This window comes from Lysobacter sp. Soil_N_23 (assembly GCF_057656135.1).
On record NZ_JBDGKY010000004.1, the window covers coordinates 97,115 to 122,462 of the forward strand.

Consider the following 25,348-nt stretch of genomic DNA (forward strand, 5'->3'; position numbering starts at 1 on the left):
GTCGATGGAAGATGTTCGAAGGTTCACAACGACGATGAGCACTTACTCACTCGAATCCGTCTTCAGTCCCCGATCGGTCGCGGTCGTGGGCGGCAGTACGCGCGAGCAGTCGGCCGGCAGGGCGGTGTTGCGCAATCTGGTCGATGGCGGGTTCGCCGGCCAGATCGGACTGGTCAATCCGAACTTCGATGAGATCGAAGGCGTCGCGGCGGTGTCGCGGATCAAGGACCTGGCCTGGACGCCCGAACTGGTCGTGATTGCCGCGCCGCACTCGCTCGTGCCCAGGTTCGCCAGCGCCGCTGCCGCGAAGGGGGCCTCTGCAGCGGTCGTGCTCAATACCGGCATGGGGCAGGGCGCGCACTCGCCGGCAGCCGAACTTGCCAGCGTGGCGCGCGCGGATGGCCTGCGCATCGTCGGCCCCAACTCCCTGGGCATCCTGGCGCCGCATGCGCTCCTCAACGCCAGCTTTGCCGCGCATGCCGCGTTGCCCGGCGACCTCGCGGTGATCTCGCAGTCCGCCGCGATTGCCGCGGCGCTGGTGGAATGGGGTGCGCGTCGATCGGTGGGATTCTCGGCCGTTGCTTCGCTCGGCGATGCACTCGATGTCGACTTCGCCGACCTGCTCGATTTCTTCGCCCGTGATCGCTACACCCGCGCGATCCTGCTGTACGTCGAATCGATCCGCGACGCGCGCAAGTTCCTTTCGGCCGCACGCGCGGCGGCGCGATTGAAGCCGGTGGTCGTGGTGAAGTCCGACCGGCACTCACGGCGCGCGGTCGAGGTGCGCACGCACTCGGCGGCTTTGGCGACGCCCGACGCGGTCTACGCCGCGGCCTTCCACCGCGCCGGAATGCTGCGCGTGAGCGCGCTGGATGAGTTGTTTGCCGCTGCCGAGACGCTGGGCCGCACGCATACGTTTCCCGGCCGGCGCCTGGCGATCTTCGCCAATGGACGCGGCACCGGCATGCTCGCCGCCGATCGGCTGGTCGACATGGGGGGCACGCTCGCGGGATTGTCCGACCAGACCGTGCAGCAGCTCGACGCGGTCGCCTCGTCGGTATGGCCTCGCACCAACCCGGTCGACATCAACGGCGATGCCGACAATGCCGCTTACACGCAAGCCGTCAACGCGGTACTGGCCGACCCCGGCAACGATGCCGTGCTGGCACTGAACGTCCCCACCGCGCTGATCGGCGCCGACAGCCGCGCGCAGGCGTTGGCCGATGCGAAGGCGCAGGCGATGAAGGCAGGCGGCCGCAAGCCGGTGTTCGCCGTCTGGCTGGGCAAGGACGAAAGCGCCACTGCCCGCCTCAATGCCGCGCGGATCCCGACCTACGCGACCGAGGCCGATGCCGTGCGCGGCTTCATGTACCTGGTCCGCCATCGCGAGGCGCAGCAGGCCTTGATGGAGACGCCGCCGAGCATGCCCGACGATCTGGTGGTCGACACTGCGACCGCGCGAGCCGTCGTCGATGCGGCGCTGGAATCGGGCCGGGGCTGGCTCGATCCGATCGAGGTCGCGCGCGTGCTGGGCGCCTACGGGATCGACATCACCCCGACCTTGTCCGCACGTGACGCCGACGAAGCCGTGCGGGTCGCCGCGCCGCTGCTGGCGGACGGCACACCGGTCGCGGTCAAGATCCTGTCGCCCGACATCAGCCACAAGTCCGACGTCGATGGCGTGCGCCTGAACCTGTTCACCGCGCAGGCGGTACGCGAGGCCGCCGACGCGATCGTGCAGCGCGCACGCGATTGCCGGCCGGACGCGCGAATCGACGGCGTGACGGTCCAGCCGATGGTGGTACGGTCGCGTGCACGCGAGCTGATCATCGGCATGGTCGACGACGACACCTTCGGCCCGGTGATCGTCTTCGGTCGCGGCGGCACCGCGGTCGAGGTCATCGACGACAAGGCGCTGACGCTGCCGCCGCTGGACCTGCGCCTGGCCCACGAGATGATCGGCCGCACGCGCGTGTCGCGGATCCTCAAGAGTTACCGCGACGTGCCCGCCGCCGACGAGCGTGCGGTCGCGCTGGCGCTGGTCAAACTGGCGCAGCTGGTGGCCGACATTCCCGAGATTCGTGAAGTCGACATCAACCCGCTGCTGGCCGACCGCGAGGGCATCATCGCGGTCGACGCGCGCATCGGCGTGTCAACGTCGCGCACGCTGCACAAGGGGCCCGGACATCCGCGCCTTGCGATCCGCCCATATCCCAAAGAGTGGGAGCGCAAACTCGAGCTGTCCGACGGCAGTACCGCCTTCCTGCGACCGGTGCGACCGGAGGACGACGAGCTGTTCCGCCGCTTCTTCACCAAGGTCACCGACGAAGACCTGCGCCTGCGCTTCTTCCAGACGATCCGGCACTTCAGCCACGAATTCATCGCCCAGCTGACCCAGCTCGACTACGCACGCTCGATCGCGCTGGTGGCCATCGACCCGGACGACGGCGAGATGCTCGGCGCGGTGCGCCTGCACGCCGACGCCAACTACGACCATGGCGAGTACGGGATCCTGGTGCGCTCCGACCTCAAGGGGCACGGACTGGGCTGGCGGCTGATGCAGACCATCATCGAGTACGCCCGCTGGCTGGGCCTGCGCTCGATCGAGGGCGAGGTGTTGCAGGAGAACCGCACCATGCTCGACATGTGCCGGCGACTGGGCTTCGCCACGATCACCAATCCGGATGACCCGACGCTGGTGACGGTGTCGCTGCCGATCGAACAACCCGCGTCGTAGGAGCGAGCTTGCTCGCGATCAGGCCACCACGTGGCGGACACGGCTGATCGCGAGCAAGCTCGCTCCTACCAGGGTCAGACCAGTCCCGTCGCGTAGAACACCCCGATCACCACGAACACCGCCGCCGTCTTGATCAGCGTGATCGCGAAGATGTCCTTGTAGGCCTGGCGGTGGCTCAGGCCGGTGACCGCCAGCAGGGTGATCACCGCGCCGTTGTGGGGCAGGGTGTCCATGCCGCCGGACGCCATCGCGGCGACACGATGCAACACCTCCATCGGGATGCCGGCGGCATTGGCGTTGGCGATGAAGGTCTCGGCCATCGCCGCCAGGGCGATGCTCATGCCGCCCGACGCCGAGCCGGTGATCCCGGCCAGCGCGGTCACCGTGACGGCTTGGTTGACCAGTGGATCGGGAATTGCCGCCAGCGCATTGGCCACGACCAGGAAGCCGGGCAGGGCAGCAATCACCGCACCAAAGCCATACTCCGATGCGGTGTTCATCGCCGCCAGCAATGCACCGCCGATCGCCGGCTTGCTGCCTTCGGCGAAGGTGGCCATGACCGGCTTCCAGGCGAAGGCGAGCACGGCAAGGATGCCGACCAGCAGCGCACCCTGCACGGCCCATACCGCCGCAACCTTGGACACTTCCTGCACCACGGGTGCGGCGCTGCCGATCACCGCCGGGTCGAAGCTGTGTGCCTCGCCATAGAAGCGTGGGATGGCCACGGTCAGCAGCTTGTTGACCACGCCCACCAGTACCAGCGGCAGGATCGCGATCACCGGGTGCGCAAGGGTGCCGCCGGCGAACGGCGCCGGCTCGTTGAGCAGCTGGTCGCCGTAGCCTTCACCAGCAGCCAGCGCCGCGCGGCGCCGCCAGTCGAGGTAGAGCAGGCCGACGGCAAGGATGAACAAAGCGCCGATCGTACCCAGCCACGGCGCAGCCCAGGTGTTGGTCCCGAAGAACGTGGTCGGGATGATGTTCTGGATCTGCGGCGTGCCCGGCAGCGCGTCCATGGTGAAGGTGAAGGCGCCCAGCGCGATGGTGCCGGGGATCAGGCGCTTGGGGATGTCGCTCTGGCGAAATAGTTCCGCGGCGAACGGGTACACCGCGAACACCACCACGAACAGCGACACGCCGCCGTAGGTCAACAGCGCGCACACGACCACGATCGACAGCATCGCGCGGCCGGCGCCGAACAGGCGGATGGTCGCAGCCACTATCGCCTTGGAGAACCCCGACAGCTCAATCAGCTTGCCGAAGACCGCACCGAGCAGGAACACCGGGAAGTACAGCTTCAGGAAGCCGACCATCCTGTCCATGAACAAGCCGGTGAACATCGGCGCGACCAGGGACGGATCGGTCAACAGCACCGCGCCGAGTGCGGCCACCGGCGCGAACAGGATCACGCTGTAGCCGCGGTAGGCCACGAACATCAGAAAGCACAGTGCGGCCAGCACGATCAGAAATGCCATTCCCCGGTCCTTGTCGAAGCGTGTCGGGCGCCTGTCTTGCCGTCATTCCCGCGCAGGCGGGAACCCAGTGTCGTTGCGTGCGATACGTGCAGTCGCTGGGTCCCCCCTACGCGGGGATGGCGGAGTGCCGGCAGCCCGTGTAGGCGTGCAGTCTCCGCAACGGCGCGGCGGGCCGGCATTGTCCGAAGGTACAGCAGCGCCGGCAGGCGCCCGGACCTAGGCTTGCCACCATGACGGGGGAGGGCCCGTCGGTCATTTCGCTTCCGGCATCCGCCGGGCCGCGGCCAACGATCTGGGACTGGGGAGAGAGCGTCACCATGAATCGCAGCAACAGAAGCAGCCTGAGCATCGCCATTGCCTTCGCCTTGCTGGCGCCGGCCGCCTTCGCCCAGGACACCACGGCCGCTCCGGCCGACGAAGCGCAAGCCACCACGCTCAGCGGCGTCACGGTCACCGCGCGCAAGCGCGAGGAGACGCTGCAGGAGGTTCCTGTCGCGGTCACCGCATTCACCGCCGACGCCCTCGACAAGCTCAACATCGAGGACCTCAGCGACCTCGACGGCCAGGTGCCCAACCTGACCATCTACGCCGCGCGCGGTTCCAGCAGCACGATCACCGCCTACATCCGCGGCGTCGGCCAGTCCGATCCGCTGTGGGGCGTCGATCCGGGCGTGGGCATGTACATGGACGATGTCTACATCGCCCGTCCGCAGGGCGCGCTGCTGGACGTGTTCGACGTCGAGCGCATCGAAGTGCTGCGCGGTCCGCAGGGCACGCTGTACGGCAAGAACACCATTGGCGGCGCGATCAAGTACATCTCGCGCGGCCTGCCGGTTGCGCCGGAAGGCCAGGTTTCGGTCACTGTCGGCAACTACAACCAACTCGACGTGAAGGCTTCGCTGGGCGCCTCGGTCGGCGACGGCGCGCTGCGCGGCCGCATCGCGGTGGGCAGCTTCAACCGCGACGGCTATGGCGACAACCTGTTCAGTGGCCAGGAAGTCAGCGACAAGGAAATCCTCGCGCTGCGCGGCCAGCTCGGCGCCTACATCAGCGACGACCTCAACGTGCAGTTCGCCTACGACTGGATGGATGACCAGTCCGGCGTGCGCGGCGCCAAGATGCTGGCACCCAACCGCTTCGCCCCGGGCTTCCTGCCGCTGGACAGCCGCTACGACATCCGCAGTGGCATGCCCAACGTCAACGACACGACGATGAAGGGCGCCTCGGCCACCGTCAACTGGCACATCAACGAGGACTGGGGGTTCAAGTACATCCTCGCCAAGCGCGAGTCCGACACCGAGACCAACATCGACTTCGACACCTTGCCCAACAAGGTCGCCGACGTGAAGGCGTTCTACGCCGACGAGCAGATCACCAACGAGCTGCAGGTCAACTACGATGCCGGCGGTCGTTCACGTGGCGTGGTCGGCCTGTACTCCTTCGATGGCGAGGCCGGCGGCCAGGTCCTCAACAACTTCTTCAATCTCTCCTTCGGTGATACCCAGGGCACGGTCTATACCGATGCCTTGGCGCTGTACGCCGACTGGACGTTCGACCTGACCGAGAAGCTCAAGCTCGATCTTGGCGCGCGCTACACCGATGAGAAGAAACACGCGGTGGTGCTCAACCGCTGCTACACCGACGCGACCTTCACCACCCTGGCCCGTGCCTGCGCGGCCAACAACCCGACGCCGATCGCGGCCAACTTCGACAAGCGCATCGGCTTCGAGAACACCTCGCCGAAGATTTCGCTCGACTATCAGGTCACGCCGGACATCATGGTCTACGGCCTGGCTTCGCGCGGTTTCAAGTCGGGCGGCTTCAACATCCGTGCGCAGGCCACGGCGGTGCCGCGTTCGGCGGAGCCGTTCGACGACGAGTCGGTCGACAGCTACGAGATCGGCAGCAAGATGGCGTTCCTGGAGCAGACGCTGTTCCTGAACCTGGCGGCGTTCCACAACAAGTACGAGGACATCCAGTTGTCGGTGTTCACCTCCTACGACAGCAACGGCGACGGCACCAACGACGCGTTCTTCGGCGACTTCACCAACGCCGGCAAGGGCACGGTGGAGGGTGTGGAAATCGAGTACCAGTGGCTGCCGACGCAGAACTGGCTGATCAGCGGCAACCTGGCCTGGCTCGACGCGAAGTACGACGAGTTCATCTACGCCAACGTCAACATCGCCGACGAGCAGGAGTTCACCAATGCTCCGGACTTCTCTGGCGCGCTCAACGTCGAGTACCGCACCGATCTGTCCAACGGCGGCAACCTGTCGGCGCGCGTGGGTTACAGCTACCAGAGCGACGTGGTCGCCACTACCGAGATCGTCCGCACCGGCGCGCTACCGATCACGCAGGACGGTTACGGGCTGGTCAACGCCGGCGTGATCTGGCGCATCGACGATGCCTGGTCGCTGTCGCTGCAGGGCACCAACCTGGCCGACAAGGAGTACCGCACCACCGGTTACAACCTCAACGCCGCCCTGGGCGTGTTGACCGGCTTCTACGGCGCGCCGCGCCAGTACACGCTGGCGGCGCGGTACGACTTCTGACGCCGTTTTTGGGTGGTGGTCTCCGGCACGGCGTCGTCCGCTGCGCCGGGGATTGCTCCGCCCCTTCGTCGGACATCCTGTCCGAAGGCGGGGCGCGGGCCATCCATGGCCCGCTGCTGCGCAATCCCCGGCGCAGCGGACGACGCTCCGGCGCTTTGTCGCCCGGTCTTCGCCGGACGTAGTAAAACCCGGTCACGGTCTGCCCCCTCACCGTCATCCCGGCGAACGCCGGGATCCAGTGTCGAAGCGTCAACCTCCAAGGCGCCCTGAGTTCCGGGGGCTCGGCTATCCTCCCGTGATGCACCTCGCCACCACCCCATGCTGAGCTTCACCGCGGTCGCCCTGGCCAGCCTGGCCTGGCTGGCGCTGATGTTCGGCACGGCGCTCTACGCCGAGCGCCGTCCGACCGTGCTGGCGCGGCACTGGGGTCACGTCTACGCGCTGTCGCTGGCAGTGCACTGCACCTCCTGGACCTTCTACGGCACCGTCACCCAGGCCGCGCGCTACGGTTGGCCGCTGCCGCCGACCTTCCTCGGTGCGATCGTGCTGTACGCGGTCGCCATCGCGTTCATGATCCGGCTGGTGCAGTTGGCGCGCGAGACCAACGCGACTTCGCTGGCCGACCTGATCGCCACGCGCCTGGGCAAGGACGCGTGGCTGGCCGCCACCGTCACCCTGGTCGCCGCGCTGGGACTGATCCCCTACATCGCCCTGCAGCTCAAGGCCGTGGCGATGAGCTTCGCCATGCTCACCACCCACAGCGGCGAAGTCGCGCCGACGCCGGCGTGGCAGGACAGCGCGCTGTACGTGGCGCTGGCGATGGCGCTGTTTGCGATGCTGTTCGGCACCCGCCGCGCCAGTGCGGCCGAGCACAACCGCGGCCTGGTGCTGGCGATGGCGTTCGAGTCGGTGTTCAAGCTGGCGGCAATGCTGGCCTTGGGACTCTTCGTCTGGTGGGGACTGGGCGATCTGCCCGCGGCGCCGGCGATGGCACCGCCGCCGCGCTCGGCCGATGGCTTCGCCCCGCTGGTGCTGCTCGGCGCACTGGCGATGTTCATCCTGCCGCACCAGTTCCATGTCGGCGTGGTCGAGTGCCGCGATGAGCGCGACGTACGCACGGCGCGCTGGCAGTTCCCGCTGTACCTGGTGCTGATCGCGCTACCGGTTCTGCCGCTGGCGAAAGCTGGCCAGTCGCTGCTCGGCGGCAGCGGCGTGCCGTCGGACCTGTACGTGCTGGCGCTGCCACTGGCGCAGGGGCACGAAGGCCTGGCGCTGTTCGCCTTCCTCGGCGGCCTCAGCGCGGCGACCGGCATGGTCGTGGTCAGCACGCTCACGCTCAGCCTGATGATCGGCAACCACTGGTTTGCGCCCGGCCTGCTGCGCGGTTCGTGGTCGCGCAACGACGGCAGCGACCTGCGTGGCAGCGTGCTGGCGCTGCGCCGCGCCGGCATCGTCGTGATCATGCTGCTGGCCTGGGCCTACAGCCGCCTGATTGCCGGCAACGACGCGCTGGCCGACGTAGGTGCGGTGTCGTTCTCGGCGCTGGCGACGTTGGCGCCGGCGCTGTGCTTCGCCGTGTGGCGGCCGCAGACACCGGCGCGCGCGGCGGTCATAGGGATTGCCGCGGGCTTCGCGGCCTGGGCCTGGGTGCTGCTGTTGCCGATGACGCTGCAGGTGCGCGGAATCACCGCGCCCTGGCTCGACAACGGTCCGTTCGGCCTGCACTGGCTGGCGCCGGATGCGCTGTTCGGCCTGACCGGCTGGAGCCGTCTCGGCCGCGCCGTCGGTGCGAGCCTGTTCGTCGGCACGCTGGCCACGGTGCTGGCGGCACTGTGGCGCCGCGAGACACCGCACCGCGCCCATCGCGGCCTCGACGTCAGGACCCTGCGCAACGCCGGCCTGCGCTTCCTGCCGCGCGAACGCGTGACGCAGTTGCTGCAGGGCGTGCCCGCCGGCGAGCCGGTGGCCGCGCCGATCGAAGAGCGGATCGAGCGTGAACTGGCCGCCGTCCTGGGTTCGGCGTCCGCGCGGGTGCTGCTGGATGCAGCGCGACGGGCAGCGAGCGGGCACGAGCTCGACGCGGTCGCGGCGATCGTCGGCGAGGCCTCGGCCGACCTGCGTTTCAACCAGCGTGTGCTCGAGGCGGCGCTGCAGAACATGAGCCAGGGCATCAGCGTGGTCGACGCGCAGTTGCGGCTGGTGGCGTGGAACCGGCGCTATGTCGAGTTGTTCGGGTTCCCGCCGGAACTGCTGCAGGTCGGAAGGCCGATTGCCGAACTGTCGCGCTGGGCCCTGCAGCGGATGCCGCCGCAGGGCGATCTCGAACGCGCCCTCGAGCGGCGCCTGAGTTTCATGCGCGCCGGCACCGCGCACCTGTCCGAGCGCGTGCTGCCCGACGGCAGCATCATCGAGATCCGCGGCAACCCGATGCCCGGCGGCGGCTTCGTCGCGACCTTCACCGACGTCACCGCGTTCCGTCGCGCCGAGGCCGGCCTGATCATGGCCAACGAGACGCTGGAGCAACGCGTCGCCGAGCGCACCGCCGACCTGGAAGTGGCCAAGCGCGATGCCGAGCGCGCCAATGAGGCCAAGAGCCGATTCCTGGCCGCCATTGGCCATGACCTGATGCAGCCGCTGCATGCCGCGCAATTGTTCACCGATGCGCTGTCGCAGCAACTGCACGAGCCACGCCAGCGCGAAACCGTGGCGCAGATCGGCGGCGCGCTGGATTCGACCAGCGACCTGCTCACCGGCCTGCTCGACATGTCGCGCCTGGAGGCTGGCGGCTTGGTGCCGCAGCCGCGCCCGTTCCCGCTGTCGGAAGTGCTCGAACCGCTGGCCTCGGAATTCCGCGCGATCTCGGCCGCGCGCGGGCTCGACTTCGGCTTCGTGCCCAGTCGCGCCTGGGTGCACACCGACCCGCAGCTGCTGCGCCGGGTCCTGCAGAACTTCCTCGCCAACGCCGTGCGTTACACGCAATGCGGCGGCGTCGTGCTCGGTGTGCGCCGGGACGGCGGGAACCTGCGTATCGAAGTGCACGACAGCGGCCCGGGCATCGAGGCGAGCCAGCAGTCGGCGATCTTCGAGGAGTTCCGTCGCGGCGAGGATGCGCCGGGGCAGGGGCTCGGGCTGGGATTGTCGATCGCCGAACGCATCGCGCAATTGCTGGACGCACCGCTGAGCCTGCGCAGCCAGCTCGGTCGCGGCACCGTGTTCGCCGTACGCGTACGCAGTGCGCCGCGTCCGGTGTTGTCGACGTCATCGGTGCCGACTGTGGACTCCGCGTTGCGAGTGCTGGCGGTAGACAACGATCCGCAGGCGATGTCGGCGCTGGCCGCTGTGCTGCGGAACTGGGGCTTCGAAGTCGCCACCGCGCGCAACGCTGCCGAGGCCGAGGCGGCACTGGAGCGCACGCAGGCTTCGTTGTGGTTGTTCGACTATCACCTCGATGACGGCGACACCGGGGTCGCGCTGGCTGGGCGACTGGAGGCCTTGTTCGGTGCGCGACCGACGCTGATCCTCAGCGCCGACCGCGGCGAGGCCGTTCGCCGCGCCGTCGAGGAGGCGGGTCTGTCGCTGCTGGCCAAGCCGGTCAAGCCGCTGGCGCTGAAGTCGGTGCTCGACCGCGCTCTTGCGGCGCGGGAAGTGGCGTTGACGTAGCCGGCTGCACCGGTACATGGAGCAACGTCCATGAGGGCTTGGCTGTTTAACGGCCCGCCTGCGCGTGAACGACAGTTCAGGCGATCTGCCGTGCCGGGTCGGAGAGTTCCAGTTCGCGCAGCACCACGCTGGCCTGGGTGCGATTGCGCACGCCCAGGCGTTCGAAGATCGCCGACAGGTGCGCCTTCACCGTGCGCTCCTGCACGACCAGGCGGTCGGCGATCTGCTTGTTGAGCAATCCCTGCGCGACCAGCGTCAGAACGCGGAACTGCTGCGGCGACAGGCTCGCCAGGCGCGCGGCCAGGTCGGCATCGCCGCTGTCGCTCTGCGTGCGCGCCACGGCCGCCCGCAGTGCGTTGGGCAGCCATTGCTCGCAGGCCAGGACGGCACGGATGGCATCGCGCAGTTCGTCCAGGCCGGCGCTCTTGGGCAGGTAACCGGCGGCGCCATGGTCCAGGGCGCGCCGAACCACGCGCGGGTCGTCGTTGGCCGAGACCACCACGACCGCCACGCCCGGGTGCTGGGCGCGGATCGCGGCCAGTCCGGCCAGGCCGTGGTTGCCGGGCATGTGCAGGTCGAGCAGGACCAGGTCGACGCCGGAATCGGCATCGAGCGCGGCCAGCACGGCATCGAGATGGCCGGCTTCGAGGATCTCGGCGCCGGCCACGGCCTCCATCGCCGCCTGCCGCAGGGCAGCACGGAACAGCGGATGGTCGTCGGCGATCAGCAGGGTCGGCATCGTCGCTAGCCTAGCAAGTGCGCGCACCGGCGTGTCGGAACCGGCTTGGTACGAAAGTACGATGGGCGCCGCGGCTGGCCTTGCTAGTCTGCGACGATGACCAAGCGACCTGTCCGTACCGTCCTAGCCGGCGCCACGCTCGCCCTGGCCGCCGTTTCCCTCATGGCGTGTTCCACCTCCACGCCGCGCAGCAACACGGAGGCCGCGCCGATGTTCTCCGCCATGCGCCTGAGCGAGCACCGCGGCAGCGACGACCTGCTCAGCGCCGGCCTCGGCCTGTCCGGATTGCGCGCGATGACGCCGCCGGCGTTCGCCGACGCCGAGCATCCGACGCCATCGGAACTGCGCAAACGTGCACTGTGGAGCAACTGGCGCGGAATCGCCGACCTCGCGCCGGGCGGTGGTTACGGCGATCTCTACGGCAGCACCGCCAGCGTTCCGGGGCGCGAGTACAGCGCATTCGCCACGGTGCCCGGCGCGAGCCAGCCGCATCGCGTGCTGGTGCAGGTGCCCGATGGCTTCGACACCGGCAAGCGCTGCCTGGTGGTGACGGCATCCTCCGGTTCGCGCGGCATCTACGGTGCGATTGCGGTCGCCGGTGCCTGGGGCCTGCCCAAGGGATGCGCGGTGGCCTACACCGACAAGGGCGCGGGCACCGACTATTTCGATCTCGACTCAGGCCAGGGCGTTCGCGCCGATGGCACCGTGGGCATGCGAGGCGAGGGCCTGGCGTTCGAGAAGCTGACGTCGGCATCGTCCGGCGTGGCCTTCAAGCACGCGCATTCGGGCGACAACCCCGAGGCCGACTGGGGCCGGCACGTGAAGCAGGCGGCGCAGTTCGCGCTGCAGTCGCTCGACAGTGCCTTCCCGCAGCACGCGCCCTTCACCTTCGACAACACGCGCGTGATCGCGGTCGGCATCTCCAATGGCGGTGGCGCGGTGCTGCGCGCGGCCGAACTCGACGGTAACTGGCTCGACGCGGTCGTCGCCGGCGAACCCAACATCTACGCAGAAGGCGAGGGCAGTCGACCGCTCTACGACTTCACGACCGAGGCCGCGCTGCTGATGCCGTGCGCGCTGCTGCACATGCAGAACCTGCCGCAGCCGCCACTGACCGCACAGGCTGCGCCGTTGTGGACGCAGCGCTGCGCCGCGCTCAAGGCGACCGGCCTGATCGAGGGTGGCGATACCGCGGCGCAAGCCAAATCCGCGTATGACGCCCTCAAGGCCCATGGCTGGGCCGACGAAGCGCTGCGTGCCGGCGCATTGTCGGTCGGTTTCGACCTGTGGCGCGCGGTCGCAGTGACCTATGCGTCGTCCTATGGACGCTATGGCTTCGGCGCCATGCCGTGCGGCAACCGCTTCACCGCGCTGGGCCAGGACCTCAGCCCGCGCGACGCCACGGCAACCGAGCGTGCCGCATGGTGGTCCGACGCCAGCGGCATCCCGCCCGGTGCCGGTGTCAACATCCTCGAAGAGCATCCGACCTCGCCGCTGACGACGCTGCAATGCCTGCGCGCGTTGTGGACCGGCGACGACGCCCACGCCCAGCGCGTCCGCAAGGGCATCGCCGAAACCCGCGCCGCACTGCCGCGCAAGGGCTTGCCGGTGGTCGTCATCCACGGCAGCGACGACGGCCTGGTCCCGCCTGCATTCACCAGCGCGCCGTACGTCAAGCAGGCGCAGGCTGCCGGTCGTGACGTGCGCTACTGGCAGGTGCGCAATGCCCAGCACTTCGATGCCTTCCTCGGACTGCCCGGCTACGGCGCGCGCTACCTGCCGCTGTTGCCGTACGTGTACGCCGCGCTGGACCGGGTCAGCGCGACGCTGGACGGCAATGCCGTGCTGCCGGCCGATGCGGTGATCGCGACTACACCGCGCGCCGGCAAGCCGCTGCAGGCGTCGAACCTGGCAATGCCGCGCTGAGGCCTGAGCCCTTCTCCCGCTGAGGCCTGAGCCCTTCTCCCGCTTGCGGGAGAAGGGTTGGGATGAGGGCAGAGCGCCGATAGCCTGGGCAGAACTGTATGCCCTCACCCCAGCCCTCTCCCGCAAGCGGGAGAGGGAGCAAGGCACTGGGCTCTTGCCCCCTTGACCTCCTCTTTGGCACGCTGGCAGGCCTTGATGGAGCAGGAGCGCCGCCGCATGTCGCGCCACTTTTCGATGCTGCGCGAGTTCCACCTCGCCGACTGGTTCACGCTGGCCAACGCCTTCTGCGGCACCGGAGCGATCTTCGCTGCCATGCGCTTCCTGCAGGAAGGCGGGGTGCGCGACCTGCTGATCGGCATGGCGCTGATCCCGCTGGCCTTCATCTTCGATGCCGTCGATGGCCGCGTGGCGCGCTGGCGCAACTCCGCCTCGACCCTGGGCCGCGAACTGGACTCGCTGGCCGACGTGATCTCCTTCGGCGTCGCCCCGGCCGCGCTGGCCTATGCCTGCGGCCTGCAGGGCGGTTGGGACTGGGTCGTGCTGAGCTACTTCGTCGGCTGCGGCGTGAGCCGCCTGGCGCGCTACAACGTCACCGCCGAACAGTTGTCCGGCGGCGGCGACAAGGTCAAGTTCTTCGAAGGCACGCCGATCCCGACCAGCCTGGCGCTGGTGGTGGTGCTGGCCGTGGCCGCCTGGCAGGGCGCGATCGGCCCCGACCTGTGGCTGGGCATGATCAAGCTCGGGCCGTGGCAATTCCATCCGCTGGTGCTGATGTTCGCCCTGTCGGGGTCGCTGATGATCAGCAAGACCTTGCGGATTCCCAAGCCCTGAAAAGCGGTCGGCAATCGCGCCCGTCGCAGTCGCGCAACATGACGGTTGCTAACATGGCCGGGATGATGCGGAGGCGGTGATGAAGCAGGACGATTTCGAAGCGTGGACGCGGCAGTACTGGAATGCCTGGGGCGACAGCCTGCGTTCGGCGGCGACGCCCGAAACCCCGGGCGTGCCGGGCTGGAACGAAGCGATGAACTGGTGGTCGCAGCTGGCCAAGGGCGGCATGCCGCAGGGCGACGAAGCCGTGTCGCGCTTCAACGCCCAGGCGCAGGGATGGTTCGGGCAGATGCAGCAGCTGGCAGCGCAGTTCGCCGGCCGCACTGCCAACGCTGCCGACATCGCCGCGGCCTGGAAGCAGGCGCTCGGCGGCGATGGCGCCAACCCGTTCGCGCACATGCTCGGCACGATGCCGGGCAGTGCCAGCACCGATCCCTCGCAATGGTTCGACCAGGCCGCGCCATGGTTGCAGCAGTTGCAGCGTAATGGTCGCTCGTGGCTGGGCCTGCCGGCGTTTGGATTCGCCCGCGAACACCAGGAGCGCTGGCAGCACCTGATGCAGGCTCAGGTGGACCTGCAGCAACAGAGCCAGGCCTACCAGACCTTGCTGGCCGAAGCCGGCCAGGACGCCTTCGCGCGCTTCGAGCGCAAGCTCGGCGAGCGCAGTGCACCGGGTCGCCAGCTCGGCTCGGTTCGCGCACTGTTCGACCTGTGGATCGATGCGGCCGAGGAGGCCTACGCCGACATCGCACTGTCGCCACGCTTCCGCGATGCCTATGCCGCCCTCGTCAATGCACAGATGACGCTGCGCGGCCGCCAGCAGACGATCGTCGAACAGGCCAGCGCGCAGATGGGCATGCCGACCCGGACCGAGCTGGATTCGGCGCACCGCAAGATCGTCCAGCTCGAACGCGAACTGCGGCGCCTGCGAGATGCCGTCGAAGCCAATGCGGCCCGCTCCGGACGAAGCGAAGCGCCGGCGCCGAGGCAGGCAGCCGAACCGGCATCGAAGCCTGCGCCCAAGCCTGCACCCGGGGCGCGCAAGGCGATACGGGCCAGCAGCGCTGCCAAGCCCGCCCGCGGCGCGGCGAAACCGAGCACGAGGAAGCGTTGAAGATGGATGGATTCGGTAACGGCCCGCTCGGCTTCACGCCGCAGTCCCTGGCCGAAGAGTCGCTGCGCTTCCAGGCCAAGCTCCGCGCCGGCCTGGAGACACTCCATCAGGTCCATGACGTCGACTACGGCGCGACCGCCCGCGAGGAAGTCTGGCGCGACGGCAAGGTCGTGCTGTACCGCTTCCGCGGTGATCGGGCACCGACCGCCAGGGTGCCGCTGCTGATCGTCTACGCCCTGGTCAACCGCCCCTACATGGTCGACCTGCAGGACGACAAATCGCTCGTGCGCGGCCTGCTCGAGCGCGGCGAGGATGTCTACGTGCTGGACTGGGGCTACCCCGACCGGTCTGACCGCTACCTCGAGCTGGAGGATTACATCCAGCGTTACATCGGCGGCGCCATCGACCACCTGCGCGGCGAATACCGCCTCGACGCCGTCAACCTGCTCGGCATCTGCCAGGGCGGCGCATTCTCGCTGTGCCATGCCGCGCTCAATCCGCACAAGGTGCGCAACCTGATCACGATGGTCACGCCGGTGGATTTCCACACCAGCGACAACATGCTGGGCAACTGGACGCGCGGCCTCGACGTCGACCTGTTCGTCGACACGCTCGGCAATGTCCCGGCCGACGTCATGAACTGGTGCTACCTCACCCTCAAGCCGTGGCGGCTGTTCGTGCAGAAGTACGTCGGCCTGGTCGACGTGCTCGACGACCGCAAGGCGCTGGAAGACTTCCTGCGCATGGAGAAGTGGATTTTCGATTCGCCCGACCAGGCCGGCGAAGCGTTCCGCCAGTTCGTCAAGCAGTTCTACCAGGGCAACGGCTTCGTCAAGGGCGGCATCGACATCGGCGGCCGCCCGGTCGACCTGCGCAATGTCGACATGCCGGTCCTCAACATCTACGCCGAGCAGGACCATCTGGTGCCGCCGTCGTCGTCGAAAGTGCTGGCCGACCTGGTCGGCAGCGACGACTACAGCGAGCTGTCGTTCAAGGGTGGTCACATCGGCATCTATGTCTCCAGCCGCGCGCAGCGCGAAGTGCCGGCGGCGATCCACGAGTGGCTCGGCGCGCGATCGCGCTGAGCCTGGTTCGCGGGCCGGTTTTTGTAGAAGGGCGGACGAATCGACAGATCGCGGCAGCGGCCTCATGGCACAGTCAGCCACTCCACCTGACACTGCATCGATGCCCAAGTCCGTCCTGCTGCTCTGCCTCGCGCTGCTCACCGCCTGCGCATCCAATCCGACTCCGCCAGCCGGCGCGCCGCCCGCAGCGCAACTGCAGGACTCCACCCGGTTCGAGCCGGACATCGTCGCCTTCGAACAGGCCGACAGCGTCGTCCGTCGCCGGCCCGGCGGGGTGGTGTTCGTCGGCAGTTCGTCGATCCGCCTGTGGGACACCCTCGGCGACGACTTCCCCGGCGCCGCCCCGATCAACCGCGGCTTCGGCGGTTCGCGCCTGCGCGACACGACCTACTATGCGCAGCGCATCGTCGTCCCGTACCAGCCGCGCGCCGTGGTGGTGTACGCCGGCGACAACGACCTGGTCGAGGGCCGCACGCCGCAGCAGGTGCGCGACGATTTCGCCGCGCTGGTGACGCAGTTGCATGCCCAGCTGCCGCAGGCGCGGATCGCCTTCATCTCGATCAAGCCCAGCCCGGCGCGCGAGGCCCTGCTGGGTCAGATGCGCGAGGCCAACGAGCTGGTGCGCGAGTACGCACGCCACCAGCAGGGCGTTGCGTTCCTCGATGTCGCCACGCCGATGCTGGCCGCCGATGGCCAGCCTCGCGACGAGCTGTTCCTCGGCGATCGCCTGCACATGAACCCAAGTGGCTATGCCATCTGGACCGACGTCGTCGGCAAATGGCTGGATGCGCTGTAATGGCGCCATGAGTCGCCGCCTTCGCTCGCTGCTGATCGGCTTCCTTCTCGTCTGCGCCGCCGCCGCTGCGCAGGCGCAGGGGCCATTGCCGGCGAAGGCGCAGCAGGAAATCGAGCAGCTGATCACCGCACTGGGAGGTTCCGGCTGCCAGTTCCAGCGCAACGGCCGCTGGTACCCCGCCAGCGAAGCGCAGTCGCATCTGCGCCGCAAGTACGACTACCTGCGCAAACGCGACATGGTCGCCAGCGCCGAGCAGTTCATCGAGCGCGCCGGCAGCCAGAGCAGCATGAGCGGCAAGGCCTACCAGGTACGCTGCCCGGGCCAGCCGGCGGTGGCGTCCTCGACCTGGCTGACGAGGCAGTTGGGCGCCATTCGTCACGCTCCGCCCTGAGCGCCGGCGCTAGACTGGCGCCGTCGCCGCCAGGGAGTGCGCCGCCATGAACGCTACCCGCTCACTGTCCCGCTCGCGCCACGACCGGATGATCGCCGGCGTGTTGGGCGGAATCGCACGCAGGTTCGGATGGAACTCGACGCTGCTGCGCGTCGCCTACGTCCTGATTTCAATCGCCTCGGCGGCGTTCCCGGGCATCCTGGTCTACCTGATCCTGTGGCTGCTGGTTCCCGAAGGTGATTGATCGTGCCGTGGATTGGCGGGTCGCCGCCGCTGCACGCCCATGAGCCTGCGGCTGTTCCCGGGTGACGTGCTTTTCACCCAGCGCCTGCTGCGGGTGCAAGCGCTGTACAGCGGTCGACTCGACGGGCGCTGGGGACCGCTGACAGAAACGGCATCGGTCGAATTCGAAAACCAGTCCGCGTGGGTCCGCGGCCAGACCCGCGCCTTCGACGTGCGCAGCGAAACCCAGCTGGCCGGCCTGTTGCTGCAGGCACAGCGTGCGGCGCGCACAAGCCTGGCGCGAATACTCGACTCCGGACTGCGCGCGCGGATCCTCTCCGGCACGCGCAGCTATGCCGAGCAGAACGCGTTGTTTCGCCGTGGCCGCTATGGCAATCCCGGGCCGGTCGTGACCAAGGCGCGCGGCGGCCAGAGCCTGCACAACTTCGGCGTGGCATGGGACATCGGCCTGTTCGATGAGCAGGGTCGCTACCTGCAGACCGCTGCGCCCTATGACGCCGCTGCCGCCGCCGGCATGGCTGCCGGGCTGCAGTGGGGTGGCGACAACGCGCGGTTCGTCGATCGGCCGCACTTCCAGCTGCAGCTTGGCCTGACTGTCACCGAGGTGCGGCGACGGTTCGAGGCGGGGCGAAATTATCTTCCCGCCGGTGACCAGGCATTGGCGTGAGCTGCGCTAGGCTGCATCGATGTCGACGTTCCTCACCCGCGGGCTGGTCGCGCTCGGCGCGCTGTGGACCTTGCCCAACACCCTGATCGGACTCGCCCTTGGCGTGGCCGGGCTGGCCTTCGGTGCCCACGTGCACTGGCGTCGCCGCGAACTGGCGCTGGTGTTCCATCGCTGGCCGTGGGGGCCGGGCGGGGCGATCACCTTCGGCAACGTCATCCTGCACACCGGCGACAGCCTCGACTCGCCCTGCGTGACCTATGCGCACCGTGCCGGTCACGGCGACGAGCCGGCGATCGTCCTGGCCGATCACGAGCGGGCCCACGTCTATCAGTACCTTGCGCTTGGCCCGTTGTTCCTGCCGCTGTACCTGGTGTTCGGCGGTATCAGCGTGCGCAACCGTTTCGAACGCGCGGCCGACCGCTACGCACGCACTGGCCGTGGCTGGTGGCCGTGGGCGCGCTGAGGCCTACTCGAACGCCACCTGGTGGCCCTCGCTGCGCCAGCCCTCGAAGCCACCGGCCAGCGGCCGCACGCGCTTGAAGCCGTGCTTGTTGAGCTCGCGCGCTAGCACGGCCGCGGAGGCTTCGTTGGGGCAGTCGCAGTAGACGACGACCTCGTCGCGCGGCAGCAGCTCTGCCTCGCCCAGCGTGCGCACGAACACCGCACCCGGGATCCAGCCGGAGGCATTGCGCAGCGGTTCCGGGCGCACGTCCAGGATCAGCGGCGAGGTGCCCTGGTCGATCAGCTGGCGCAGCTCCATCGGCGTGATCCGCGCCATGCGCAACTGGCGCAGGAACATCTGCCGCCGCCACAGCTTCCACAGGACGAAGGCCGCGATCAGGAAGGCGATCGCCGGCAGGGCGAAGCGGCCCAGGTCTTCCAGCTGCTCCAGGACACTGTTTACCGCTTCATGGAAGATCGCGCCCAGTGCAACGGCCAGTCCGGACCAGAGCAGCGCGCCGATGCCGTCGTAAAGCAGGAAACGACCCGTGCGCGTACCGGTCTCGCCGGCCAGCGTGGTCGCCACCGCGGCGAAGCCGGGAATGAACTTGGCCACGATCAGCGAGGGTGCGCCCCAGCGCGAATACACACCGCGCGTCATCAGCACGCACGAGTCGGGCGACAACGACAGCCGGCACATCAACCGCAGCAGTTTCGCGCCCAGGCGCCTGCCGCCGATGAACCACAACCAGTCCGCCATCACCGCCGCGAGCGTCGACACGATGAGGATCGGCCAGACGCTGTCGCCGCGATCCACCGCCAGCGCCGCGGTCAGGATGATCGGCGGATAGGCCGGGACCGGAATGCCACCCTGGTCCAGGAACACGCTGACGAATACGACCAGCAGGCCGTACACGGCAATCAGGTGCAGCAGCGTTTCCATGGGGGATTGGGCCGGGAGCAGTATCGCCATCGTAGGCGCGACGTCGCGCTGGCGATAGCGCACCCGGTGCACCGGTGCGTTGCCGTGATCGCAATGGTGCCGGTGCCGGACTCAATCGATGGCGAAGCGCGCCCGTGTCCGGCCCAGGCGCAGGCCGTCCGGGCCGAAGCTCTGTTCGACGAAGGTGATGCCGTCGTCCTCGACCAGCACCACGCTGCTGCAGCGGGTGCCGTAGTTCGGCCCTCGCACGAACGGCGGCGACAGGCGGCGCTCCAGCTCCAGGCCGACGCCGGTGTCGGGCAGGGCGGCGTCTGGCGCCGGGGTGGTGTCGGCCAGGGCCTCGAACAGCGGCGCCAGCGCGGCGGCGTCGCTGGATTGCGAGGCCGGCGACTGCAGCCAGGAATCGAGCGCGGCCACGGCGTGGCCGCTCTTGGGCCAGCGTGCGTCGAAGGCGCCGTTGGACATGGCATGGAGGCCGGGGGACACCTCGCGCTGCTCGAAAGCAGGGTAGTTGCTGGCGAAGGCCAGGTCGGCGCCGTCCCAGGTCAGGAGATTGAACCGACCGTATTCAGCTGCGTGGCCGGCCAGGCCGGCGAGGAAGGTCCGGTTGCCGTGGTTGCCCGCGACGAAACCGTGCACCAGTGCGCCACGTGAGCGCGGCATCGCCCCTTCGGCGAGGCCGGCGCGGACGTTGGTCACAGCCGCCAGGCGCCCTCGCGTCGACGCCATCAGCCAACTGCCACCGGCGCGCAGGTCGCGGCCGCCGTAGACCGTGGGCTCGCTGGAATCGAACCCAGCCGGCGACGCCGGGCGGTCATGGGCTTCGTCGCGGTTGGCGATGAGCGCGAGACGGTAACGCGGGTGGGCACGCCAGGCGACGGCTATCAGGCACATGCGAAGGGCTTCGGCTGGGACAGGGGGAGTGTAGGGAAAGTCCTACATACCAGAGCGATGCCGCCCGACTGCGAACAGCGCCTGGTTTGTGGAGGCTATGACGATGACACAGGAACCGCCTGTTCGCAGGACGGCCGCCCGCTCCAACCGCGCACTGCAAACCGCCGGGAGGTGACCCATGTACCGAGTAGAACTCTCGCGACAGGATGGAAGCATCCTGGCCCAGCAGATCGCCGAAGCTTCGGTCGACTATTCCAGTGCCGAAGCCGCGCTGGCGGCCGTGCTGCCGCAGGCCAAGCGCTGTGCCGAGACCATGAGCCAGGCGCTGTGGTTGCGCATCTACGACGAGCGCGCCCGGGTCGTCTTCGGCACCCTGCTGCTCTGATTCGTCGCGCCTGGGCGTAGGCGGTCTTCGTCGCCGGCCCTGGGCAGAGCGCACCCTCATCCGCCCTTCGGGCACCTTCCCCCGCGAGCGGGAGAAGGGAGTGACTCCAGCGCTTCCATTGCATCCGACGCCTTGAGCCTGGCGGCTTTGCTCCCTCTCCCGCTTGCGGGAGAGGGCTGGGGTGAGGGCGAAACTTCAAGAGCGCAGAAGCGCCCTCATCCGACCTTCGGGACACCTTCTCCCGTCTGTCATCCCGAACGCTCTGCTTTGAAGCAGGTACCTCGCTGCACTCGGCACGACACTCTCAGGCTGCGCTTCGCGTCAGCCGCAAGCCGATGCCGGTATCGACGATCGCAAACGTGTCGTCGTCGAGCCGGTCTACCGGTCCGCCATCGTTGAGATGGTAGGTGCGCAGGCTTTCGACGCGGCGTCCGAGTCCGTCGGCGCCGCGCGTGTCGATGTATGTACGCCGTACATGGATGGTGTAGCGGTTTCCTGCATCGTCATAGGCGTGGAACGTGTCGATCGTCATGGCAATGCTCCCCTTGGGCCGGCCGGAAGGGTGAAGCGCAGCGGTCTCGCAGGCTGCGACGTTCGGCGGCGGCAACATCCATGCCATGGGCGGCGTCGTCGTCGCGTGAGTGCCCGGCGACGTGCGCGCGGAGGGGCCGGCGCTCCTCAGGCTGCTCAAGTGGCAAATGTAGTTGCCTGCGGATTCGTCCGGCGTCGATTGCGACCTTCGCGCACCCATTCCAGCGCGACGATCGCGCCCCAGGCGTAGAGCGTGACCAGCACGAACAGGGTAAAGCGCGCCACGAATTCGCCGTAGACATCATCGCCGGTGCTGTCCTGCACGGCAGGGCCGACCAGGATCAGCATCGTCACGAAAACGTTCACCCAGTACGACGGCGGGTGGCGACTGGCGACAACGCCATAAAGGCGACTGCCGATGTGGAGCCCGAACAGCAGCATCCACAGGAAGAACATCCACAGGTTCGGCAGCAGCTTCAGTGCAAACCAGAATGCCAGCGCGTAGATGCCGGCGAGGAACGTCGATCCGATCAGTTCGCGTCCGGCCGCGCGTGCGCTGATGGTCGAGCCCTGTTGGGCCAGCATCACCGACTTCATGATCGTCGGCATGTACATGCCCGGATTGGTAAAAGCCAGCATCACCGGCGGCAGCACGATCAGGACCGTGCGCAGGGCCAGCCAGGCCGCACGCTCGTTGCCGCCGGCTGCGGGCTTGTCTGGAGGTGAGGCAGGACGAGGCTCGGGAAACAGCGGCTGCACCAGCCACTGGCAGGCGACGGTCACGGCGATGCCGATCAGCAGCGCGTTGACCACCGCACTTGCCAGCGCGAAGTCCATCAACCCCGCGGCCGGGATCATGGTCAGGCCGACCGCAAGCAACGTACCGACCAGGCCCTTGCCCTTGCCGACACTGAGGTAGGTGCTCACGTAGAGGCCCGCGGCGATCATCATCACCGCCGACACCGGGTAGTTGCGCAGCAACGGGTTCAGCACCAGTCCGACGCCGAGGGTGAGTGCGACCAGCATCAGCAGCGCGAACAGGGCCTTCGGTCCCGGCGGCGGCGCCGGCGTGGCGGTCAGCAGCACCGCGAACAGCAGCGCCATGAACGGCAACGGCATCGCCAGTCCGTAGGCGAGCGCGACCGACAGCGCCACCACGGAGGCGAGCCGGAAGGTACGCCTGGCGGCAGGCGCGATCATCGCGTCAGTTCCGCTCAGTACGCATAGGTCAGCCAGCTGGCGACGCGGATGTAGATCTTGCCGAGCAGCTTCAGCACGCCGGCGCCTTCGCCGTAGGCGATGACCGAGGCCTGGCCGCCGATGCGCAATTTGGCGCGATCCTCCGGGTCCTGTCCCGGATCGATGCCTATGATCACCGGGAAGCGCTGCGATTGCCGCAGCCAGTCGCGGTCGTTGTCGACCGATGGCAGGTTGCCGGCGCTCGGCGTGCGGCCGGCGCTGACGCCCAGGCCGACGCTGCGCACCTTGCCCTTGAAGACACGGCCGGGCAACACGTCGAAGACGATGTCGACCGGCGTGCCGACCTTCATGTGGCCGAGGTTGTTCTCGGTGTATTCGGCACTGATCCAGATGTCGCGCACACCGATCAGGGTGAGCACCGGGCTGCCGGTGCCGGCGAACTGGCCGACCTCGGTTCGCAGGTCGGTGATGACGCCGTCCGTGGAGGCCTGGACCACCGTGTTGGCCATGTCAAGCTCGGCCTTGTCGACGGCGGTCAGGGCCGTCGCCAGCAACGTGTTCTGCTCGATGTCGTCGCCACCCATCGACTCGATGGCCCGGCGGATGTCGGCCTGCGCGGCCACGACCATGGCCTTGGCCTGTTCCAGGCTGGCGTCGGCGATTTCCTGGCGACGCACGGAGATGGTGCCCGGATCGGTTTCGCGCAGGCGACGCAGACGGGATGCGTCCTGCCGCGCTTTCACTTCGTTGGCGCGCGCGGCTTCCAGGTTGGCCCGCGCCGCATCGACGGCGGCGCCACCGGCGCCGACCTGCTTGCGGGCGTTCTCGAGATCCGAGTGCGCCTTGGCCAAGGCGATCCGGTACTGCGACTGGTCGATCTCGAACAACGTCTGCCCGTACTTCACGGTCTGGTTGTTGGCGACCGCCACCTTGGTCACTTCACCGGCAACCTTGGGCGCGACACCGACGATGTAGCCTTCGATCCGGGCCTGCGACGTGTAGGGCGTGTAGCGGTCGGCGAACAGGTACAGCAGCAGCGTGAGCACGATGGCGGCTGCGACCCAGCGACCGCCCTTGCGCACGGTCTTGCCGGCCTGGTCCTGTCCGCCCGCATCTGCACCGGTCGTCTTCTTGTCGTCGTTGCCTGCGCTCATTTCTGGTTCCCGCTATCGCTGTCGCTGGCCGGCCCCTCGGGGCGGGCAGGGAGGGGCGCCTCGAGCAGGCCGCCCCAGTTGGTCCTGGACTTCATGGTGTCGCGCGTCGCTTCGGGCAGAAGTTCCTGCGCGGGCATCTCGGTCCAGCCGCCGCCCGCCGCCTTGTACAGGGTGATGACCGCGCTGATGTGCGCGCTGTCATTGAGCAGTTCGCGCTCGGTCTGGGTGAACATCACGCGCTGCGCATCGAGCACCCGTTCGAAATCGGCATAGCCTTCCTGGTACTGTGAGTTGGCCAGTTCCAGCGAGCGTTCGGCGGCGCGTGCGGCACCGCCCAGTGGCGCCTTCTGCTCGGCGGTCTTGACCACGGTGATGGCGGCATCGTCCATCTCGCGCGCCGCCAGCAGCGCCGTGTTCTGGAACAGTTCGATGGTCTGCTGCAGTCGCGCATCCTGCAGGCGCACGTTGCTGGCGATGCGGCCGTAGTCGAGGATGTTCCAGGTGATGGCAGGACCCGCGGCTATGCTGCGGACCTGCGGGCTGCCGCCCAGCGAGGTGGTCGACCAGCCGACGCTGCCGAGCAGGGTGATCGCCGGGAAGTAATCGGCCTTGGCGATGCCGATCTGCGCCGATTGCGCTGCAACCTGCCATGCCGCCGTGCGCAGGTCGCGGCGGCGCAGCAGCAGGTTCGCCGGCAGTTCGCGCAACACGGCGCCGTCGACGATCGGCAGTGGACGCACCACCGTATCCAGCTCGGGGACGTCGCCGGGTTTGCGACCGAGCACGGCGGCGAGCGCGTTGCGAACCCGGACGAGTTGGCCTTCCAGGTCCGGGATGGTCGCCAGCGTGCCCAGGTACTGCGCCTTGGCCTGTTGCAGGTCCAGTTCCGATTCCTGTCCGCTGCTGAACAACTGCTCGGTGATCTCCAGGCTGCGCTTCTGGATCGCGGTGTTCTTGCGGGCGATGTCGATCCTGAGCAGGGTCGTGCGGTAGGCGAAATAGAGGTCGGCGACCTGCGCGGCCAGCAACACCTGCACGTCCTGCTGGTTGCTGACCGAGGCGAAGAATCCCGCTTCGGCCGATTCGATGCCGCGACGGAAGCGTCCCCAGAAATCCAGTTCCCAGGCCAGGTCGAAGCCGGCGCTGTAGGCGCCGTAACTGTCGTGGACGTCGGGTCCTGATCCGCCGCTGCTGCGACTGTCGATGTAGGTCGCCGCGCCGTTGATCTGCTGCAGCTGCGGATACAGGTTGGCGCTGGCGATACCCAGGACGGCGCGACTTTCCATGATCCGCAGGCCGGCGATGCGCAGCGAGGGATTGTGCTCGCGCGCGCTGTCGATCAGCGAATTGAGCGCCGGATCGTTGAAGGCATGCCACCAGAACTGCAGGTCGAGATCGCGCTGCTGCGCCGGCCCGACCGCCTGGCCGTACAGGTCGGTCTGCCATTCGTTGAGCCAGGTGACGTCGGGCTCTTCATAGTCCGGCCCCAGCGTGGTGCAGGCGCCCAGCCACAGCCCCGAGGCCAGGACTGCGGCGCCGGCAAGACACCGTGCCGCGTATTTGCCCCTGGTGGCCCGCATGATCGCC

Annotated in this window: 21 protein-coding genes; 13 read left to right on the top strand and 8 right to left on the bottom strand. The window is 68.3% G+C overall.

The window, feature by feature from the left end; translation table 11 throughout:
- Positions 1-34: 34 nt before the first annotated feature.
- On the top strand, positions 35-2,737 hold the full coding sequence (locus tag AC3A3X_RS04775; RefSeq protein WP_487581895.1) for a bifunctional acetate--CoA ligase family protein/GNAT family N-acetyltransferase: 2,703 nt from the start codon (positions 35-37) through the stop codon (positions 2,735-2,737).
- A 74-nt stretch (positions 2,738-2,811) separates the two neighbouring features.
- On the opposite strand, the gene AC3A3X_RS04780 is transcribed toward AC3A3X_RS04775, so the two are convergent.
- Complete coding sequence (locus AC3A3X_RS04780; RefSeq protein ID WP_487581896.1) at positions 2,812-4,209, bottom strand: GntP family permease; 1,398 nt, start codon at positions 4,207-4,209, stop codon at positions 2,812-2,814.
- A 317-nt stretch (positions 4,210-4,526) separates the two neighbouring features.
- Here AC3A3X_RS04780 and AC3A3X_RS04785 point away from each other — a divergent pair, with 317 nt between their 5' ends.
- Positions 4,527-6,761, top strand: coding sequence for a TonB-dependent receptor (locus tag AC3A3X_RS04785; protein ID WP_487581897.1), 2,235 nt, complete (start codon positions 4,527-4,529; stop codon positions 6,759-6,761).
- A 318-nt stretch (positions 6,762-7,079) separates the two neighbouring features.
- Positions 7,080-10,421, top strand: a complete 3,342-nt coding sequence (locus AC3A3X_RS04790) for a hybrid sensor histidine kinase/response regulator (protein WP_487581898.1) — start codon at positions 7,080-7,082, stop codon at positions 10,419-10,421.
- A 76-nt stretch (positions 10,422-10,497) separates the two neighbouring features.
- Here the strand turns inward: AC3A3X_RS04790 and AC3A3X_RS04795 are convergent, their stop codons facing one another.
- Entirely contained in the window at positions 10,498-11,160 is a 663-nt protein-coding gene (locus AC3A3X_RS04795) for a response regulator transcription factor (RefSeq protein WP_487581899.1), read from the bottom strand.
- Between the two features lie 96 nt (positions 11,161-11,256).
- Between AC3A3X_RS04795 and AC3A3X_RS04800 the strand changes: the two genes are divergently transcribed.
- From AC3A3X_RS04800 to AC3A3X_RS04840, 9 genes are all read left to right on the top strand, one after another.
- A complete protein-coding gene (locus tag AC3A3X_RS04800; RefSeq protein WP_487581900.1) occupies positions 11,257-13,086 on the top strand; it encodes a 3-hydroxybutyrate oligomer hydrolase family protein in 1,830 nt (609 codons plus the stop codon).
- 216 nt (positions 13,087-13,302) lie between these two features.
- Positions 13,303-13,917, top strand: a complete 615-nt coding sequence (locus tag AC3A3X_RS04805; RefSeq protein ID WP_487581901.1) for a CDP-alcohol phosphatidyltransferase family protein — start codon at positions 13,303-13,305, stop codon at positions 13,915-13,917.
- Positions 13,918-13,996: 79 nt separating this feature from the next.
- Entirely contained in the window at positions 13,997-15,031 is a 1,035-nt protein-coding gene (gene phaE, locus AC3A3X_RS04810) for a class III poly(R)-hydroxyalkanoic acid synthase subunit PhaE (protein ID WP_487581902.1), read from the top strand.
- Positions 15,032-15,033: 2 nt separating this feature from the next.
- Positions 15,034-16,116, top strand: coding sequence for a class III poly(R)-hydroxyalkanoic acid synthase subunit PhaC (locus AC3A3X_RS04815; protein ID WP_487581903.1), 1,083 nt, complete (start codon positions 15,034-15,036; stop codon positions 16,114-16,116).
- A gap of 100 nt (positions 16,117-16,216) precedes the next feature.
- Positions 16,217-16,912 carry an SGNH/GDSL hydrolase family protein gene (locus AC3A3X_RS04820; protein ID WP_487581904.1) on the top strand — a complete coding sequence of 232 codons (696 nt, stop codon included), beginning with the start codon at positions 16,217-16,219 and terminating at the stop codon, positions 16,910-16,912.
- Between the two features lie 7 nt (positions 16,913-16,919).
- Positions 16,920-17,303 (top strand): YfeK family protein, encoded by a 384-nt coding sequence (locus tag AC3A3X_RS04825; RefSeq protein ID WP_487581905.1) that lies wholly within the window; start codon positions 16,920-16,922, stop codon positions 17,301-17,303.
- Positions 17,304-17,349: 46 nt separating this feature from the next.
- Positions 17,350-17,547 (top strand): PspC domain-containing protein, encoded by a 198-nt coding sequence (locus AC3A3X_RS04830; RefSeq protein ID WP_200604939.1) that lies wholly within the window; start codon positions 17,350-17,352, stop codon positions 17,545-17,547.
- A 39-nt stretch (positions 17,548-17,586) separates the two neighbouring features.
- Positions 17,587-18,213 (top strand): M15 family metallopeptidase, encoded by a 627-nt coding sequence (locus tag AC3A3X_RS04835; RefSeq protein ID WP_487581906.1) that lies wholly within the window; start codon positions 17,587-17,589, stop codon positions 18,211-18,213.
- A gap of 19 nt (positions 18,214-18,232) precedes the next feature.
- Positions 18,233-18,676: a hypothetical protein gene (locus tag AC3A3X_RS04840; protein WP_487581907.1), complete on the top strand. Its 444-nt coding sequence runs from the start codon at positions 18,233-18,235 to the stop codon at positions 18,674-18,676.
- A gap of 3 nt (positions 18,677-18,679) precedes the next feature.
- On the opposite strand, the gene AC3A3X_RS04845 is transcribed toward AC3A3X_RS04840, so the two are convergent.
- Together AC3A3X_RS04845 and AC3A3X_RS04850 are read right to left on the bottom strand one after the other, a co-directional pair.
- Complete coding sequence (locus tag AC3A3X_RS04845; RefSeq protein ID WP_487581908.1) at positions 18,680-19,597, bottom strand: DedA family protein/thiosulfate sulfurtransferase GlpE; 918 nt, start codon at positions 19,595-19,597, stop codon at positions 18,680-18,682.
- 111 nt (positions 19,598-19,708) lie between these two features.
- Complete coding sequence (locus AC3A3X_RS04850; RefSeq protein WP_487581909.1) at positions 19,709-20,491, bottom strand: NRDE family protein; 783 nt, start codon at positions 20,489-20,491, stop codon at positions 19,709-19,711.
- Positions 20,492-20,669: 178 nt separating this feature from the next.
- On the opposite strand from AC3A3X_RS04850, the gene AC3A3X_RS04855 reads away from it, so the two are divergent.
- Positions 20,670-20,876, top strand: coding sequence for a hypothetical protein (locus AC3A3X_RS04855; protein ID WP_487581910.1), 207 nt, complete (start codon positions 20,670-20,672; stop codon positions 20,874-20,876).
- 304 nt (positions 20,877-21,180) lie between these two features.
- Here AC3A3X_RS04855 and AC3A3X_RS04860 read toward each other — a convergent pair whose 3' ends face one another.
- From AC3A3X_RS04860 to AC3A3X_RS04875, 4 genes are all read right to left on the bottom strand, one after another.
- The gene (locus AC3A3X_RS04860) at positions 21,181-21,408 is read right to left on the bottom strand and encodes a hypothetical protein (RefSeq protein ID WP_487581911.1); all 228 of its coding nucleotides are present in this window, start codon (positions 21,406-21,408) and stop codon (positions 21,181-21,183) included.
- Positions 21,409-21,563: 155 nt separating this feature from the next.
- On the bottom strand, positions 21,564-22,607 hold the full coding sequence (locus tag AC3A3X_RS04865) for a DUF2955 domain-containing protein (protein WP_487581912.1): 1,044 nt from the start codon (positions 22,605-22,607) through the stop codon (positions 21,564-21,566).
- A 14-nt stretch (positions 22,608-22,621) separates the two neighbouring features.
- Positions 22,622-23,761, bottom strand: coding sequence for an HlyD family secretion protein (locus tag AC3A3X_RS04870; RefSeq protein ID WP_487581913.1), 1,140 nt, complete (start codon positions 23,759-23,761; stop codon positions 22,622-22,624).
- Positions 23,758-25,341: an efflux transporter outer membrane subunit gene (locus tag AC3A3X_RS04875; RefSeq protein ID WP_487581914.1), complete on the bottom strand. Its 1,584-nt coding sequence runs from the start codon at positions 25,339-25,341 to the stop codon at positions 23,758-23,760. Before AC3A3X_RS04875 ends, AC3A3X_RS04870 begins: the two co-directional genes overlap by 4 nt.
- Between the last annotated feature and the right edge of the window lie 7 nt (positions 25,342-25,348).